The 14,987-nt window shown below is 72.3% G+C and carries 12 protein-coding genes; 6 read left to right on the top strand and 6 right to left on the bottom strand.

The window, feature by feature from the left end; genetic code table 11:
• Positions 1-10: 10 nt before the first annotated feature.
• Positions 11-628, top strand: a complete 618-nt coding sequence (locus N542_RS0119845) for a TetR/AcrR family transcriptional regulator (RefSeq protein ID WP_197026037.1) — start codon at positions 11-13, stop codon at positions 626-628.
• Here N542_RS0119845 and N542_RS25765 read toward each other — a convergent pair.
• From N542_RS25765 to N542_RS0119865, 4 genes are all read right to left on the bottom strand, one after another.
• Positions 618-1,958 carry a DUF1501 domain-containing protein gene (locus tag N542_RS25765; protein ID WP_155993245.1) on the bottom strand — a complete coding sequence of 447 codons (1,341 nt, stop codon included), beginning with the start codon at positions 1,956-1,958 and terminating at the stop codon, positions 618-620. The two genes, N542_RS0119845 and N542_RS25765, sit on opposite strands and share 11 nt — an antisense overlap.
• A 5-nt stretch (positions 1,959-1,963) precedes the next feature.
• Complete coding sequence (locus tag N542_RS0119855) at positions 1,964-3,667, bottom strand: DUF1800 domain-containing protein (RefSeq protein WP_081795388.1); 1,704 nt, start codon at positions 3,665-3,667, stop codon at positions 1,964-1,966.
• An 82-nt stretch (positions 3,668-3,749) separates the two neighbouring features.
• Positions 3,750-6,200 carry an ATP-binding cassette domain-containing protein gene (locus tag N542_RS25770; RefSeq protein WP_081795390.1) on the bottom strand — a complete coding sequence of 817 codons (2,451 nt, stop codon included), beginning with the start codon at positions 6,198-6,200 and terminating at the stop codon, positions 3,750-3,752.
• Between the two features lie 89 nt (positions 6,201-6,289).
• Complete coding sequence (locus N542_RS0119865) at positions 6,290-6,685, bottom strand: MerR family transcriptional regulator (protein ID WP_028645424.1); 396 nt, start codon at positions 6,683-6,685, stop codon at positions 6,290-6,292.
• A gap of 54 nt (positions 6,686-6,739) precedes the next feature.
• On the opposite strand from N542_RS0119865, the gene N542_RS0119870 reads away from it, so the two are divergent.
• On the top strand, positions 6,740-7,450 hold the full coding sequence (locus N542_RS0119870) for an SDR family oxidoreductase (RefSeq protein ID WP_028645425.1): 711 nt from the start codon (positions 6,740-6,742) through the stop codon (positions 7,448-7,450).
• A 94-nt stretch (positions 7,451-7,544) separates the two neighbouring features.
• Here N542_RS0119870 and cimA read toward each other — a convergent pair whose 3' ends face one another.
• Both cimA and N542_RS0119880 read right to left on the bottom strand, forming a co-directional pair.
• Positions 7,545-9,125 carry a citramalate synthase gene (gene cimA / locus N542_RS0119875; protein ID WP_028645426.1) on the bottom strand — a complete coding sequence of 527 codons (1,581 nt, stop codon included), beginning with the start codon at positions 9,123-9,125 and terminating at the stop codon, positions 7,545-7,547.
• 142 nt (positions 9,126-9,267) lie between these two features.
• On the bottom strand, positions 9,268-10,866 hold the full coding sequence (locus N542_RS0119880; protein ID WP_028645427.1) for a serine/threonine-protein kinase: 1,599 nt from the start codon (positions 10,864-10,866) through the stop codon (positions 9,268-9,270).
• 128 nt (positions 10,867-10,994) lie between these two features.
• Here N542_RS0119880 and N542_RS0119885 point away from each other — a divergent pair, with 128 nt between their 5' ends.
• Genes N542_RS0119885 through N542_RS25780 form a run of 4 tightly spaced genes read left to right on the top strand, consistent with a single transcriptional unit; the run spans position 10,995 to position 14,983 of the window.
• Positions 10,995-12,044, top strand: coding sequence for a FecCD family ABC transporter permease (locus tag N542_RS0119885; RefSeq protein ID WP_051552124.1), 1,050 nt, complete (start codon positions 10,995-10,997; stop codon positions 12,042-12,044).
• Positions 12,041-13,144, top strand: coding sequence for a FecCD family ABC transporter permease (locus N542_RS0119890; protein WP_028645429.1), 1,104 nt, complete (start codon positions 12,041-12,043; stop codon positions 13,142-13,144). The genes N542_RS0119885 and N542_RS0119890 overlap by 4 nt, the downstream gene beginning before the upstream one ends.
• The gene (locus N542_RS25775; protein WP_051552125.1) at positions 13,141-13,983 is read left to right on the top strand and encodes an ABC transporter ATP-binding protein; all 843 of its coding nucleotides are present in this window, start codon (positions 13,141-13,143) and stop codon (positions 13,981-13,983) included. The genes N542_RS0119890 and N542_RS25775 overlap by 4 nt, the downstream gene beginning before the upstream one ends.
• Positions 13,967-14,983, top strand: a complete 1,017-nt coding sequence (locus tag N542_RS25780) for an ABC transporter substrate-binding protein (protein ID WP_036509012.1) — start codon at positions 13,967-13,969, stop codon at positions 14,981-14,983. The genes N542_RS25775 and N542_RS25780 overlap by 17 nt, the downstream gene beginning before the upstream one ends.
• Positions 14,984-14,987: the final 4 nt, after the last annotated feature.

Consider the following 14,987-nt stretch of genomic DNA (forward strand, 5'->3'; position numbering starts at 1 on the left):
TGAACGCGACATGTCCGAGATGCTGCCGGGGCCACGCCTGCTCCCCCTCGTCGACGCTCCCCCGCCGGAGCGACGCGACGCGGCGCGCAACCGTGAGCTGCTGCTCGAGGCGGCCCGACGGCTCGTCCACCAGCACGGCGCCCCGGGAGTCACCATGGACGCGGTGGCGGCCGCGGCCGGGGTCGGCAAGGGGACGGTCTTCCGTCGGTTCGAGTCCCGCGAGGGTCTGATGGCGGCGGTCCTGAACTACTCGGAGAGCGAGTGGCAGGGCGCGGTGATGTCCGGACCGGCCCCGCTCGGTCCGGGGGCCGAGCCGTGGGAGCGGTTGCTGGCCTTCGGCCGGTCCCGGCTGGAGACGACCCTGGTGCACGCCGAGCTGATCCGGGCGGCCGGGCGGGCGGGCGGCAGCCGGTCGTTCGCCGCGTACTCGTTCGCGACCAGGCACGTGCACTACCTGCTGCACGAGCTCGGCGTCACCGGGGACCTGCCGCTGCTCGCAGTGGCCCTGCTCGCGCCGCTGGAGGCGCTGATCCTCGACCAGCAGGTCACCGTCGAGGGCTTCCCGCTCGAGCGGGTGTACGCCGGCTGGGTCGACCTGGCCCGCCGGATCGTCGGCGTCAGGACATGAGGCCGATCGGGGTGACGGGGCCGAGACCCGGGAAGACCGTGGTCCGGTCGGACTCGGAGATCGCCAGCCGGTCGGAGGTGATCTCCCACAGCACGTTGCGGAAGTCCTTGTCCGCGACCAGGTTGTTGTCGTCGTCCAGCGTGGCGAGTCCCGGCCAGCTGCCGTGCACCTGTCCCCCGGCGACCCCTGCCCCGAGCATCAGCATCACGTTGCCGTAGCCGTGGTCCAGACCCTTGTCGCCGTTCTCGTCGACGCGGCGTCCGAACTCGCTCATGGTGACGACGGTGACCCGGTCGGCGTGGGTGCCGAGGTCGGCGAAGAAGGCCTTGAGCGACCCACCGAGGTGCTCGAGCTGGGCGGCCATCCAGTCGGTCGCCGGGTCGAGCGAGCCGTCGGTCAGGCCGACGTGCATGTCCCAGTCGCCGTAGTCGATGGTGACCATCGAGGTGCCCAGGTCGGCGCGGATCAGCGCGGCGGTGTTGGCCAGCACGTCGCGGAGCGGACCGTAGTCGTCGTACCCGGCATAGCTGGGGTAGGCGTCGCGGTGCACCTCGGAGGGGTCGGCCTCGGCCGCCGCCACCAGGGGCGCGAACCGGTCCAGGGCCGTCATCGCGGTCCGGACGCTGCCGCCCAGCAGCCGGGTCTCGGGGCCCCACATGTCCTTGAGCGCCTTGTCCCGCGCTCCGGCGGTGCCCAACGAGCGCACGCTGAGGTCGGACACGCCGTACGCACCCAGGGCGCCGGCCGGTCCCTGCAGCGACGTCGGCAGCATCGCGCTGCCGATCTCGACCGCGGTCTCCGGCCCGTTGGCGGGGTTGATGCCGACCATCCGGTTGATCCAGCCCACGCGCAGGTCGGAGCCCGGCGTGGCCTCCTCGATCTCGACCATCGCGTCGAAGTGGCTCATGTTGGAGTGCGGCAGCCCCACCGCGTGGACCGCGCCGAACGACCCGTCGTTCCACATGCCCTCGAGACCGGCCTTCAGCGCCGGGTGGAAGCCGAAGCGCGCGTCGTTGCCCCAGAGCTGGCCCTCGGGCACGGCGATGGTGGGTCGGTAGCCGGTGAGCAGGTCGTACTCGTCGCTGCGCGGCACCACGATCGAGAGGCCGTCGGCGCCGCCGCGCATGGACAGCACCACCACGACGTTGCCGCCCGGCTCGGCACCGTAGGTGACCTGGCGGTAGGCGTCGCCGTACGTGCCGACCGCGGCGAGAGCGCCGCCGGCCGCCATCGCGCCGAGGAGCCGGCGCCGGCTGAGCCGGAAGCCCTCGTAGTCGGGGCAGCCGCAGTCGGCCACGGGCCGGTGCCGGGTGGGGCGTGGTGCATCCATGGCGTTCACCGGTGCAGGTGGAGGGGAGAGTCGAGCAGGGCGATCGCGATGGCTGTCGCGAGCGTGGGATCTCGGTCGTAGTCGCTGTCGTACGTCGGGTCCGTGCGGATCGTGTCGCTCAGCCTCTTGCCGAGCAGGCCGGCGATGGCGGCGCTGACCCGGGTCCCCGGCCTCTGGCCGACGACCCGCAGCGCGACCGTGTCGATGACGGTCTGCAGCGTCGCGGGCAGCTTCGGCAGCAGCGAGGAGTCCTTGAGCCACGACGCGCCCTGGTGCGGCGGCCAGGTCCCGGTCGCCACGTCGGCATGGGTGTCGAAGGCGGTCAGGACCCTGCCGGCGCTCGCCCAGGCGGCCCCGACCTCGGGGAAGCCGTTGGGAGCGGGCCAGTCGTACGGCGCCTGTCCGAGCTCGCTGTACTGGTCGTGCATCGCGTTGACGAAGTCGTAGGCGTGGGCCACCCCGTCGCCCTCCCCGTCGTAGTCGGAGGGCGAGCCGGGCTTGTGCAGGGTGATGCCGAGCCCGCGGATCGTGGCGACGTAGTCCTCGAGCGGCGTGCGGACCTTCAGCCCGCGGGCCGGGGCGAAGTGCGGGTGCGCGACCATCGCCAGCAGCGTCGGCTTGATGGCGGTCCTGTTGGCGGTCCACGCCGCGGCGACCGCGTTGACCAGCGCGGGCGACGGGTCGTCGCGGACGAACTTCACGCAGAGTCGGCGCGCGATCCGCTTCGCGGTGGTCGGGTGGTGGGCGAGGTACTTCAGGTACGCCGCGGTGTCGGCCTGGGCGGCGGCGTCGGTCTTGTTGCTCAGGGTGCGGGAGAAGACGACGTCGGGGTGCCGGACCGGGTCGGCGACCAGACGCACCTTGCCGGTGGCGTGCGATCCCCGGTCGTAGGCGTGGCTGAAGTCGTCGTACACGTCGACCCGGTAGCCGGTGATGATCCGGGCCGAGGTGACCACGTCGTCCTGGGTGTACTGCGCGCCCACGCCGACCGTGTGCAGCTCGAGGAGCTCACGTCCGAGGTTCTCGTTGAGGTTGTCGGCGCTGGAGTAGGCGTTGCCGAGGTTGAGCCCCATGGCCGGGTGGGTGATCGCGTGCTGGAGCAGGTCCTCGAAGCTGCTCAGCGCGTACTTGCGGATCATCTGGTCGTAGGCGACCCGCCAGAACTGGGACTCGCCGGCGTAGAGCGGCACGTGCAGCAGGTTGGACCAGAAGTCCACCATCACCTCGTGCAGCTGGCGGCTGCTGTGCACCCGTCGCGACACCGTCCAGCGGCTGAGCTCGGTCATCACGTCGCCGATGTAGACGCCCGCGTCGTCCTGGCGCTGGTCGAGGGCCCACAGCTGGCGCGGGGTGAGCCGCAGGTGCGGGAACCACGTCTTGTTGATCAGGTCGCCGGTCGGGTCGGCGATCGAGGACGGCGCGAGCTGCTGGCGGATCCAGGCCGGGCCGTGGGTGTACTTGTACCTCGCGGGCTTGCCCTTCCGGGTCCGCAGCCTCTGGTAGCGGGCGCTCTTGACCTGGCCGGCCAGCTTGGGGGTGACGCCGAACGTGAAGCGGCGCGCGAGGTGCAGGTCGGCCGAGCCGAGGGCGACGACGACGGGCCCCGTGACGCGCGGCGTCGCGGTCGAGGACACGGCCCGGCGGCCGGCGCGCCTGCTGTGCTGCGGACTGGCCGGCTTCACGCCCGCCACCATGGTCTTTTCGGTCATGCTTCGGCTCCGACCGGAGGGTGGTGCCACGCGAGAGCGAGCCGCGCGACCCGGTCAATCTAGGGCCCGGCAGGCCTCCGGATCAGCGACTTGGCGCGCTGGGGAGCCGTTCGCCGCGAAGTGACCCGATCGGTCTAGACCGGCCGGTCGCGGTGCCGGCGTCGCGGTCGGCCCGGTCGAGGCGGCGCGCGAGGTACGGCGCGGTCGCGCTCCCCTCGGCCCGCGCCACCTCGACCGGCGTGCCGGTCGCGACCACCCGACCCCCGGCGTCGCCGCCGCCCGGGCCCAGGTCGATCACCCAGTCGGAGGTGGCGATCGCGTCGAGGTCGTGCTCGACGAGGACCACGGTGTTGCCGGCGTCGACGAGCCGGTGGAGCTGGCGCAGCAGGAGCGCCGTGTCCGCGGGGTGCAGCCCGGAGGTCGGCTCGTCGAGGAGGTAGAGCGCATGGCCGCGACGGGCACGCTGCAGCTCGGTGGCGAGCTTAATGCGCTGGGCCTCACCGCCGCTGAGCTCGGTCGCCGGCTGCCCCAGCCGCAGGTAGCCCAGCCCCACGTCACGCAGCGTCTCCAGGCCGCGTGACGCCGCGGGCACGTCGGCGAGGAAGGTCGCGGCGTCGTCGACGGAGAGGGCGAGGACCTCGGCGACGTTCTTGCCGCGGTAGGAGATCTCGAGCGTCTCGGGGTTGTACCGGGCGCCGTGGCAGGCCGGGCACGGTGCGTAGCTGCCGGGCAGGAAGAGCAGCTCGACGGCGACGAAGCCCTCGCCCTGGCACGTCTCGCAGCGACCCTCGGCGACGTTGAAGGAGAAGCGCCCGGCGCCGTACCCACGGGCCTGCGCCTGCTCGGTCGCGGCGTACAGCCTGCGGACGGCGTCGAACATCCCGGTGTAGGTCGCGAGGTTGGACCGGGGCGTCCGGCCGATCGGTCGCTGGTCGACCAGCACCAGCCGGTCGAACGACTCGAGCGCGCTCACGTCCTCGGCGAGCACCTGGCTGACCAGCGTCGACTTGCCGGAGCCGGACACACCGGTGACGGCGGTCAGCACGCACAGCGGGATGTCGACGGACAGGTCGTGCAGGTTGTGGCGCGAGACCCCGCGCAGCTCCACCCAGCCCTGCGGCGCGCGGACGTCGTGCTCCAGCCGCTCGGCCCGTCCGAACAGGTAGGCGCTGGTGGCGGACTCGACGACGTCCTCCAGCCCCGCGACCGGGCCGCTGTAGAGCACGCGGCCGCCGGCCTCCCCCGCCCCGGGACCGATGTCGACGACCCAGTCCGCGCGTCGTACGACGTCGAGGTCGTGCTCCACGACGAAGAGCGAGTTGCCGGCCGCCTTCAGTCGGTCCAGCACGTCGAGCAGCGGCTCGGCGTCGGCCGGGTGCAGCCCGGCGGAGGGCTCGTCGAGGACGTAGACGACGCCGAACAGGCCCGACCTCAGCTGCGTCGCGATGCGCAGGCGCTGCGCCTCGCCGGGTGACAGGGTCGTCGAGCTGCGCCCCAGGCTGAGGTACCCGAGACCCAGGTCGAGGAGCACCTCGACGCGCGCGATCAGGTCGGCGCAGATCCGGACCGCGACCTCGTTGGCTCCTGCGGGCAGCTCCGCGACCGGGCGCAGCAGCGCGACGAGCTCGGCGAACGGAAGGCGGTTGACCTCGGCGATCGAGAGCCCCGCGAAGGTCACCGCGAGGGCCTCCGGCCGCAGCCCGCTGCCGTGGCAGTCCGGGCAGGGCGCGTCCTCGACGAACCGCAGCGCCCGCTCGCGCATCCGCTCGCTCTTCGAGTCGGCAAGCACGTGCATGACGTGCTTGCGGGCGCTCCAGAACTTCCCGTAGTAGCCGTAGTCAATGCGGTCGCGCTCGGGCTTGATGAGCACGGAGGGCTGCTCGTCGGTGAAGAGCAGCCAGTCACGGTCCTTCCTGCTCAGCCTGCTCCACGGCCGGTCGATGTCGATCCCGAGCCCGGTCACGATGCTCCGCAGGTTGGCGCCCTGCCACGCTCCCGGCCAGGCCGCGATCGCGCCCTCACGGATGCTCAGCGACGGGTCCGGGACGAGCAGGTCCTCGGTGACGTCGTGCACGACACCCAGACCGTGGCAGCGTGGGCAGGCGCCGGCCACGGTGTTGGGTGAGAAGGCCTCGGCCGCGAGGTGGTCGACGCCGTCGGGGTAGTCGCCCGCACGCGAGTAGAGCATCCGCAGCAGGTTCGACAGCGTGGTGATGGTGCCCACCGACGAGCGCGAGGTGGGCGCTCCCCGACGTTGCTGCAGCGCCACCGCTGGCGGCAGGCCGGTGATCTCCTGCACGTGCGGAGCGCCGACCTGCTGCAGTAGGCGGCGGGCGTACGGCGCGACCGACTCGAAGTAGCGGCGCTGGGCCTCGGCGTACAGCGTGCCGAAGGCGAGCGAGGACTTCCCGGAGCCGGACACCCCGGTGAACGCGACCATGGCGTCGCGCGGGAGGTCGACGTCGACGTTGCGCAGGTTGTGCTCGTTGGCTCCGCGCACGTGCACGAAGTGGTCGGTCGCGTCGGTGTCCACGGGTGCCTCGTACCCCGATCCGGCGGGACCACCCCGCGGTGCGTTCGACGAGGTCGTGATGCTGAACGGCGGGGGAAGGATCCTGGCCGTCAGGCGGTGGCTGCGTTCGCTGACGAGCGACACTCGTCCGGCGGCCGTCCCGCGACTGACTCCGCCGCGATGTCGCGGAGCCGCGCGAGGCGATGCTGGGTAGCGGTGAGGGCCTCGATCTGGCGTCGGATGCGATCGCCCTCCTGGTCGAAGTGGTCGAGCATCGTCGGCGTGGCGACCCCGGTGTCGAGGAAGGGCAGGAGCTCGATGATCCGGCGGCTGGGCATGCCCGCTGCGTACAGCATCTGCATGAAGCGCACACGCGTCACGTCGGACTCCCGGTACTCCCGGTGTCCGCCCGCGGTCCGCTCGGACTCCAGGAGGCCCTGCTCCTCGTAGTAGCGCAGCGACCGCACGCTGACGCCGGCCCGCTCCGCGAGCTCACCGATGCGCATCTCTCGGCTCCTCGGCTTGATTCTCACATTGATGTCAGGTTCTAGCGTAGCGGGATGAACATCTCTGGAGCCACTGCCCTTGTCACCGGCGCGAACCGCGGCATCGGACGCCATCTCGCCGCCCAGCTGGTCGCACGCGGGGCGAAGGTGTACGCGACCGCCCGACGTCCTGAGCTGATCGACCTCGAGGGCGTCGAGCGTCTCGCCCTCGACATCACCTCCCCGGCGTCCGTCGCCGCCGCCGCCGCTGTCGCGACCGACGTCGATCTCCTGATCAACAACGCCGGGATCGCCACCACGGCGACCCTGCTGGGCGATCTGGACGCGGCGCACGCCGACATGGACACGAACGTGTGGGGCACCCTGTCCGTGATCCGTGCGTTCGCACCCCTCCTGTCCGCGAACGGCGGTGGGAGCATCGTGAACATCGCCTCGGGCGCCTCCTGGCTGGCCATGCCAGGGGCCTCCGCCTACGCGGTGTCGAAAGCTGCCCTGTGGAACATGGGCAACGCGTTGCGACATGAGCTGGCCGGGCAAGGGACAGCCGTGATGGCCGTGCACCTGGGGGTCGCCGACACGGACATGTCGGCGGGAGTCTCGATCGCCAAGACCGACCCCGCGGACGTGGCGCGCGCGACCCTGGCGGGGGTGGAGCGCGGAGAGTACGAGGTCGTGGTGGACGAGCAGGCTGCGTTGATCAAGCAGATGCTCGCCCGGGACCCCCAGGAGCTGTACGCGGTCGTGGCGCAGATGCTCGCACCGTAGAAGCGGCTCGAAGACTCCTGGCGTGGGTTGCTGGGCGCATCGCGGTGCCGCGCCGGCTCGTGAGCTGGTTGAAGCAGACCTCGAGCAAGAGGCCCTAGGCCTCCTGGCGACGCAGCCCGAACGTCAGACCGTCCACGAGGGCACCCCAGGAGGCCTCGATCACGTTGGCGCCGACCCCGACGGTCACCCACGAGTCCTCGCCGTCGCTGGTCTCGATCAGCACCCGCGTGATCGCGTCGGTGCCGTGCCCCTGGTCGAGGATGCGCACCTTGTAGTCGATCAGCTCGAACTTCGCGACGCCCGGGTAGGCCAGCCCGATCGCGTCGCGCAGCGCCTGGTCCAGGGCGTTGACCGGGCCGTTGCCCTCGCCGGTCTGCACGTAGCGCACCCCGTCGGCGCGCAGCTTGACGGTCGCCTCGGAGACGGCGTCGGCGCCGGGGCGGGTCTCGGTGATGACGCGCCAGGACTCGACCTCGAAGTACGACGGGCGCGCGCCCTCGACCTCCTCGACCAGCAGCAGCTCGAAGGAGGCGTCCGCGGCCTCGAACGTGTAGCCGCGGTTCTCCAGGACCTTGACCCGCTCGGTGATGCGGGTGACGAGGTCGCGGTCGCCGGACAGGTCGAAGCCCAGCTCGCGGCCCTTGAGCTCGATCGACGCGCGGCCGGCCATGTCGGAGACCAGCAGCCTCATGTCGTTGCCGACGCCGGCCGGGTCCATGTGCTGATAGAGGTCGGGGTCCACCTTGATCGCGCTCGCGTGCAGACCGGCCTTGTGCGTGAAGGCCGAGCTGCCGACGTACGGCTGGCGCGACGCCGGCGGGAAGTTGGTGACCTCGGCGACCGCGTGCGCGATCCGGGTGGCGTCAGCCAGCAGCCCGGCGGGCAGCACCCGCCGGTCCAGCTTGAGCTCGAGGTTGGCGACGACGGAGACCAGGTCGGCGTTGCCGGTGCGCTCGCCGTACCCGTTGATCGTGCCCTGCACGTGGCTCGCGCCCGCGTCCACGGCGGCAAGGGTGTTGGCGACCGCGCAGCCGGTGTCGTTGTGGCAGTGGATGCCGACGCGCACCTCGGCGCTCTCCCGGACGTCGTGCACGACGTCGGCGACCCAGCCCGGCAGCATGCCGCCGTTGGTGTCGCAGAGCGCGACGACCTCGGCGCCGGCGTCGTACGCCGTGCGCAGGACCTCCAGCGCGTAGGCCCGGTTGGCGCGGTAGCCGTCGAAGAAGTGCTCCGCGTCGAGGAAGACCGTCTGGCCCTCCTCGCGCAGGTGGGTGACGGTGTCGCGGATCATCGCGAGGTTCTCCTCGAGCGTGGTGCGCAGGGCGAGCTCGACGTGCCGGTCGTGCGACTTCGCCACCAGCGTCACCACGCTGGCGCCGCTGTCGCGCAGCGCCGCGATCAGCGGGTCGTCGGCGGCCCTCACCCCGGCCCGCCGGGTCGCGCCGAAGGCGGCCAGCCGGGCGTTGCGCAGGTCCAGCTCCGCGCTCGCGCGCCGGAAGAACTCGGTGTCCTTGGGGTTGGCGCCCGGCCAGCCACCCTCGATGTAGCCCACGCCGAGGGTGTCGAGCTGGCGTGCGATCGACAGCTTGTCGGCGACCGAGAGGCTCAGCCCCTCCTGCTGGGCGCCGTCGCGCAGCGTGGTGTCGTAGACGTGGAAGTCGCCATGGAGGTCCATCGGGGTCCGTTCACTGTGTTCGGGCAACAAAAAAACCTCTCGTGAACGAGAGGTCGGCGCATCGGGCTCCGGGGAGCGGCGACGCGCTAGGAAATAATGAGCTGCGGGTGGTGCACGTCACCATCGTGCCACGGCCGCGAGATCAGCGACCAGGGATCTCGGCCTGCGGTCGGCCGCCTGCGGGGTCCCAGCTGGCGCCGGACAGGTCCGCACGGAAGCCGAGGACGGCGCCGACGGCCAGGACGACGGCCAGGGCGATCACCCAGCGCCGTGGCTGGGCGGCGATCGCGCCGGTGATCCGGCCGACCGGTCCGCGCAGCCGGGAGCCGCCGGGTCCCCACCACAGCGAGCCAGCGAGGACGACACCGCACACGAAGAGCGCCAGCTCGACGCCCGTCGCGATGGCGTAGCAGACGAGCGCGGCGGCGGCCGCCAGCCCGAGCGCCCAGAGCGCGAGCAGCACGGCCCCGGGGATCGACTGCACGAGGTGCCAGGGCGCCGCGACGAGCAGCTGCACGCCGTCGTACCACTTGCGCCCGCGCAGGCTGCGGCGCTGCCCGTGCGCCGAGGCCGCCAGCGAGATGCTGCGCAGCAGCCAGCTCAGGACGAGCACGAGGCCCACCGTCAGCCAGGGGTACGCCGCGGCGCCCGCCCCGACCATGACGGCGAGCGCGGCGAGCAGGCTGCCCCTGCGCAGCCGCTCGGCCGCCGAGACCCGCGGCTCGCCGTACTGGCTGGGAGCGAACTCGGTGACGCCCTCCGGTGGGAGCGCGAGCGTGTAGGGCTCGGCCGTGTTGTGGCCGGGCCACACGTCGGTGGCGTCGTCGGCGCCGGCCTGCGCCGCCAGGGCGAGCGGCACCGTGTAGGGGTCGTGCTCGACCGCCGCCGGCGGCGGGACCGGCGCGGCCTCGCGCCGCGTGGTCAGCGGCCGCAGCCAGTCGAGCAGCTGGGGCAGCGTGGGGCGGTTGCGCGGCTCCGGGTCGAGCGCGGACGCGACGACCTGACGCAGGTCGTCGGGCAGGCCCGCGAGGTCGAACTGGCCCCGACGGACCCGGTCCATGATCGCCATGGAGGGGCCGCGGCCGAAGGGCGGCTGGCCGAGGCCGGCGTACGCGACGGTGGCCGCCCAGGAGTGCACGTCGGAGGCGGCGGTCGCGTCCTCGCCGTACAGGATCTCGGGGGCGAGGTAGCCCGGCGTGCCGAGCAGCCAGCCGGTGTGGGTCAGCTTGGGGTCGTCGGCGACCCGGGCCAGCCCGAAGTCGATGAGGATCGGGGTGCGCCCCTCCATCAGGACGTTGGAGGGCTTCACGTCGCGGTGCAGCACGCCGACCGCGTGCACGGAGGTGATGCCCTCGGCCAGGCCGGCGGCGAACCAGTACAGGTCCGGCCCGGTGATCGCCCCCTCCTCGACGATGAGGTCGTGCAGGGACAGGCCGGGCACGTAGCGCGTGGCGACGTACGGGATCGGCGCCCACGGGTCGGCGTCCACGATGCCCGCGACCCACGGGCTGCTCACGCGCCTGAGCGAGCCGACCTCGCGCGCCAGCCGCTGCCGCGCCTCGTCGTCGCCGACGATGTGCGGACGCAGCACCTTGAGCGCCACCCGGTCCCCGTCGCCGCGTCGGGCGAGGTGCACGACCCCCATCCCGCCCTCGCCGAGCTTGGCCAGCAGCGTGTACCCACCGACCGTCGGGCGCTCCGCCGACTCGGCGGACCCGGCACTCGAGGGGGAGATCGTCACGGCCCGAGGCTACCGGTGGCCGGGCCCGGAGCCCGGCAGGCAGGCACCACCGTCGACCCGCGTCGGGGCTGGCACTAAGGTAAGCCTTACCTTTCTGCCGCCGCTCGCCACCGACCTCTGGGACCTCCATGACCTCGACCGCACCGCACCCGGTCACGCCGACCGTGGTGGCACCGCTCCCGGCACCGCGCCGCGGCTCGGTGCCCGGCATGGTGGTGCTGGTGGGGCTGCTGATCCTGGCCGGGCTGGTCAGCCTCGCGGTCGGCAGCCGGCCGCTCTCGCTCGGCACCGTGATCGACGTGCTCCTCGGTCCCGACGGCTCGGACGCCTCCACGATCGTCCACGACCTGCGGATCCCGCGGACCGTGCTGGCGATCGCCGTCGGCGTCTCGCTGGGGATCGCGGGCGCGCTGATGCAGGGCCACACCCGCAACCCGCTCGCCGACCCCGGCCTGCTCGGGGTCGAGGCGGGTGCCGCCTTCGCGGTCGTGATCGGCATCTACGCCTTCGGCGTGCAGGACCTGACCGGCTACGCGTGGTTCTCCCTCGCCGGCGCCGGTCTGGCCGCTGCCGCGGTGTTCGCGATCGGCTCCACCCGGGGTGGGCCGGACCCGGTGTCGCTGGTGCTGGCCGGCACCGCCGTCAGCGCCCTCCTCTACGCGCTCACCCAGGCCGTGGTCCTGCGCGACATCGACACCCTCGACGCCTTCCGGTTCTGGTCCGTCGGCTCGGTCTCCGGCCGCGGCATGGACGTCTTCTGGGAGGTGCTCCCCTTCATGGTCGTCGGGCTGCTCCTGGCCGGCCTGAGCGCCTCCACCCTCAACCTCCTGCAGCTCGGTGACGACGTCGCGTCCTCGCTCGGACTGCACCCGGTGCGCCACAAGGCCGTCGGGGTGCTGGGCGTGATGCTGCTGACCGGCGCGGCCACCGCGGCCTGCGGGCCCGTCGGGTTCGTCGGGCTGGTCGTGCCGCACGTGGCGCGCCACTTCGCCGGTGTCGACTACCGCTGGGTGATCCCCTACTCGGGCCTGATCGGCGGCGTGCTCGTGGTGGTCGCCGACGTGGTCGGCCGCGTCGTCGTACGCCCCGGAGAGCTGCAGGTCGGCATCGTGATGGCGTTGATCGGCGGGCCGGTCTTCATCCACCTGGTCCGGCGTACGCGGATGGTGCGGATATGAGCGTCGCGACCCGGGAGCGGCCGCGCCCCTCCCCCGCCCTCGGCACGCCGCTGCGGGTCGGTCCGCTGTCGTGGCTGGTGCCGCTGCGCGCCGCGCTGGCGGTGGTCGGCGGCCTCGGCGTGCTGGCGGTGCTGGTCGCGCTCGACCTCTCGATGGGTGACTTCGAGATCCCCGTCAGCGACGTCATCCGGACGCTGCTCGGCGGCGGCGACGCCGGACAGCGGTTCATCGTCATGGAGCTGCGGCTCCCCCAGACGACGGTCGCGATCCTGGTCGGCTGCGCGCTCGGCCTCGCCGGCGCCCTCACCCAGACCTTCGCCCGCAACCCGCTGGCCAGCCCCGACATCCTCGGCGTCACCCAGGGCGCCGCCCTCGGCGCGGTGGGCGTGATCGTGCTCGCCGGCGGTTCGGGGTACGGCGGCGGCCTGGTCGCGGGCACCCTGCAGACCGTCGGCCTGCCGCTCGCGGCCTTCGCCGGTGCGCTCCTGACCGCCACGCTGCTCTACGTGCTGTCCTGGCGTCGCGGCATCGACGGCCAGCGCCTGGTCCTGATCGGCATCGGCCTCAGCTTCGCGCTGTCCGCGGGGACGTCGTGGCTGCTGGTCAAGGCACGCATCGAGGATGCCGCCAGCGCACAGGTCTGGCTCAACGGCTCGCTCAACGGGCGCGGCTGGGAGCAGGCGACCCCCCTGCTCTGGACCCTCGCCGTCCTGGTGCCGGTCTCGGTGCTGCTCGCCCGCTCGCTGAACGCCCTCCAGCTCGGCGACGACTCCGCGCGCGGCCTCGGGGTACGCCTCCAGCTCACGCAGCTGATGGTCCTGGTGGCGGCCGTCGGCCTGGTCGCGGTGTCGGTCTCGGCGGTCGGACCGCTCGAGTTCGTCGCCTTCGTGGTCCCGCAGATCGCGCTGCGGCTGACCGCCGGCTCGCGGCCGCCGATGCTCGTCTCGATGGTGCTCGGGGCCTGCCTGGTCGTCGCGGCCGACTTCGTGACCCGGGTGGTCATACCCTTCGCCCTTCCGGCCGGGCTGGTCACGGCGGCGATCGGCGCGCCGTACCTGATCTGGCTGCTGCTCCGTCACAACCGAAAGGTCTCCGCATGAGCTCCCGACTGAGGACCGAGGCCGTCACCGTCGGGTACGGCGGCGACCCGGTCGTCCGCGACCTGTCGATCGCGCTGGCCGACGGCCGGGTGACGACGATCGTCGGCCCCAACGGTTGCGGCAAGTCGACCCTGCTGCGCACCATGTCGCGGCTGCTGAAGCCGACCAGCGGCACCGTCTACCTCGACGGCGGATCCATCCACGACGTGCCCACCCGCGATGTCGCGCGGACGATGGCGCTGCTGCCGCAGAGCCCGGTCGCCCCCGACGGACTGCTGGTGCGCGACCTCGTCGGCCGCGGCCGGCACCCGCACCAGCGGTGGTTCAGCCAGTGGTCGCCCGAGGACGAGCGGATCGTCGACCTCGCCCTCGAGATGACCGACACCGCCGCCCTGCGCGACCGCCCGCTCGACCAGCTCTCCGGCGGTCAGCGGCAGCGCGCCTGGATCGCGATGACGCTGGCGCAGGACACCGACCTGCTGCTGCTCGACGAGCCGACGACGTACCTCGACCTCGCCCACCAGGTGGAGGTCCTCGACCTCGTCACGCGCCTCAACCGCGAGCGCGGCCGCACCGTCGTGATGGTGCTCCACGACCTCAACCTCGCCGCCCGCTACAGCGACACCATCGTCGTGATGAAGGACGGGGTCGTGGTCACCCAGGGAGTCCCGACCGCGGTGTTCACGCCGACGATGCTCGCGGAGACCTTCGGCCTGGAGGCCGACGTGCTGCCGGACCCGCGCACCGGCCTGCCGATCATCGTCCCCACGTCCTCGGCCGCCCTGGTCGAGGTCGCCCCCACCGAACTGAAAGAGCTCGCCGATGCGCCGAACTCCTGACCCCACCCGACGTCGCCTGCTCGCCGGCGCCCTCGCGGTGGCCACCGCCCTCGTGCTGGCCGGCTGCGGCAGCGAGGGCAGCGACTCCTCCGCCGCGCAGGACGGCACCACCGCGAGCGCCGGCCCGTGGTCCTACACCGACGACCTCGGCCAGAAGGTCGAGCTCGACCGGACGCCGGTGCGGATCGCGGCGTACGGCGACGCCGCTGCCGCGCTGTGGCACTTCGGCGTCACGCCGGTGGCCATCTTCACCTGGATGGACCCGGCCGAGGACGACATGTTCGACGGCCTGGACCTGTCGGAGACCGAGGTCGTCGGATCGACGTACGGCGAGATCAGCATCGAGGAGCTCGCGGCCGCGAAGCCGGACATCATCGTCGCGACGTCGTACACCGGCGACACGGCCGACGAGATGTACGGCTTCAAGGACAAGGCCCAGCTGAAGAAGATCAAGGCGATCGCCCCCGTCGTCGCCGTGGCCCAGGTCGGCTCGATGAAGGACGTCATCGAGACCAACGAGAGGTTGGCCGCGTCGCTGGGCGTGGACACCGGCGACGGCAGCCGGGTCGCGAAGGACCGGGCCGCGTTCGAGGCGGCCTCCGCCGAGCTGACGACGGCCGCGAAAAGCGGGCTGTCGGTCGTGCCGATGTACGCCGACGGCGACGGGCTCTACCTCGCCAAGGCGCCCGACGACCCGGCGCTGAAGTACTACCAGGACATCGGCGTGAGCTTCACCGAGATCGGCGGCAAGGACTACTACTGGGAGATCCTGAGCTGGGAGAACGCCGACAGGTACGAGGGCGACATCCTGCTCAACGCGACGCGCAACTCCTACTCCACCAAGCAGCTCGGTGAGCAACCGACCTTCGCCCGCCTGAAGGCCTACCAGGCCGGCCAGGTGCACCCGTGGCTGTCGACGTCGATGGACTACCCGTCGCAGACGAAGTACATGAAGGAGCTCGCCGGCTGGCTCAGCACCGACCGGGACGTCGTGTCCTAGGACG

Origin of the sequence: Nocardioides sp. URHA0020 (assembly GCF_000620705.1) — a bacterium.
Taxonomy (GTDB): Bacteria; Actinomycetota; Actinomycetes; order Propionibacteriales; family Nocardioidaceae; genus Nocardioides.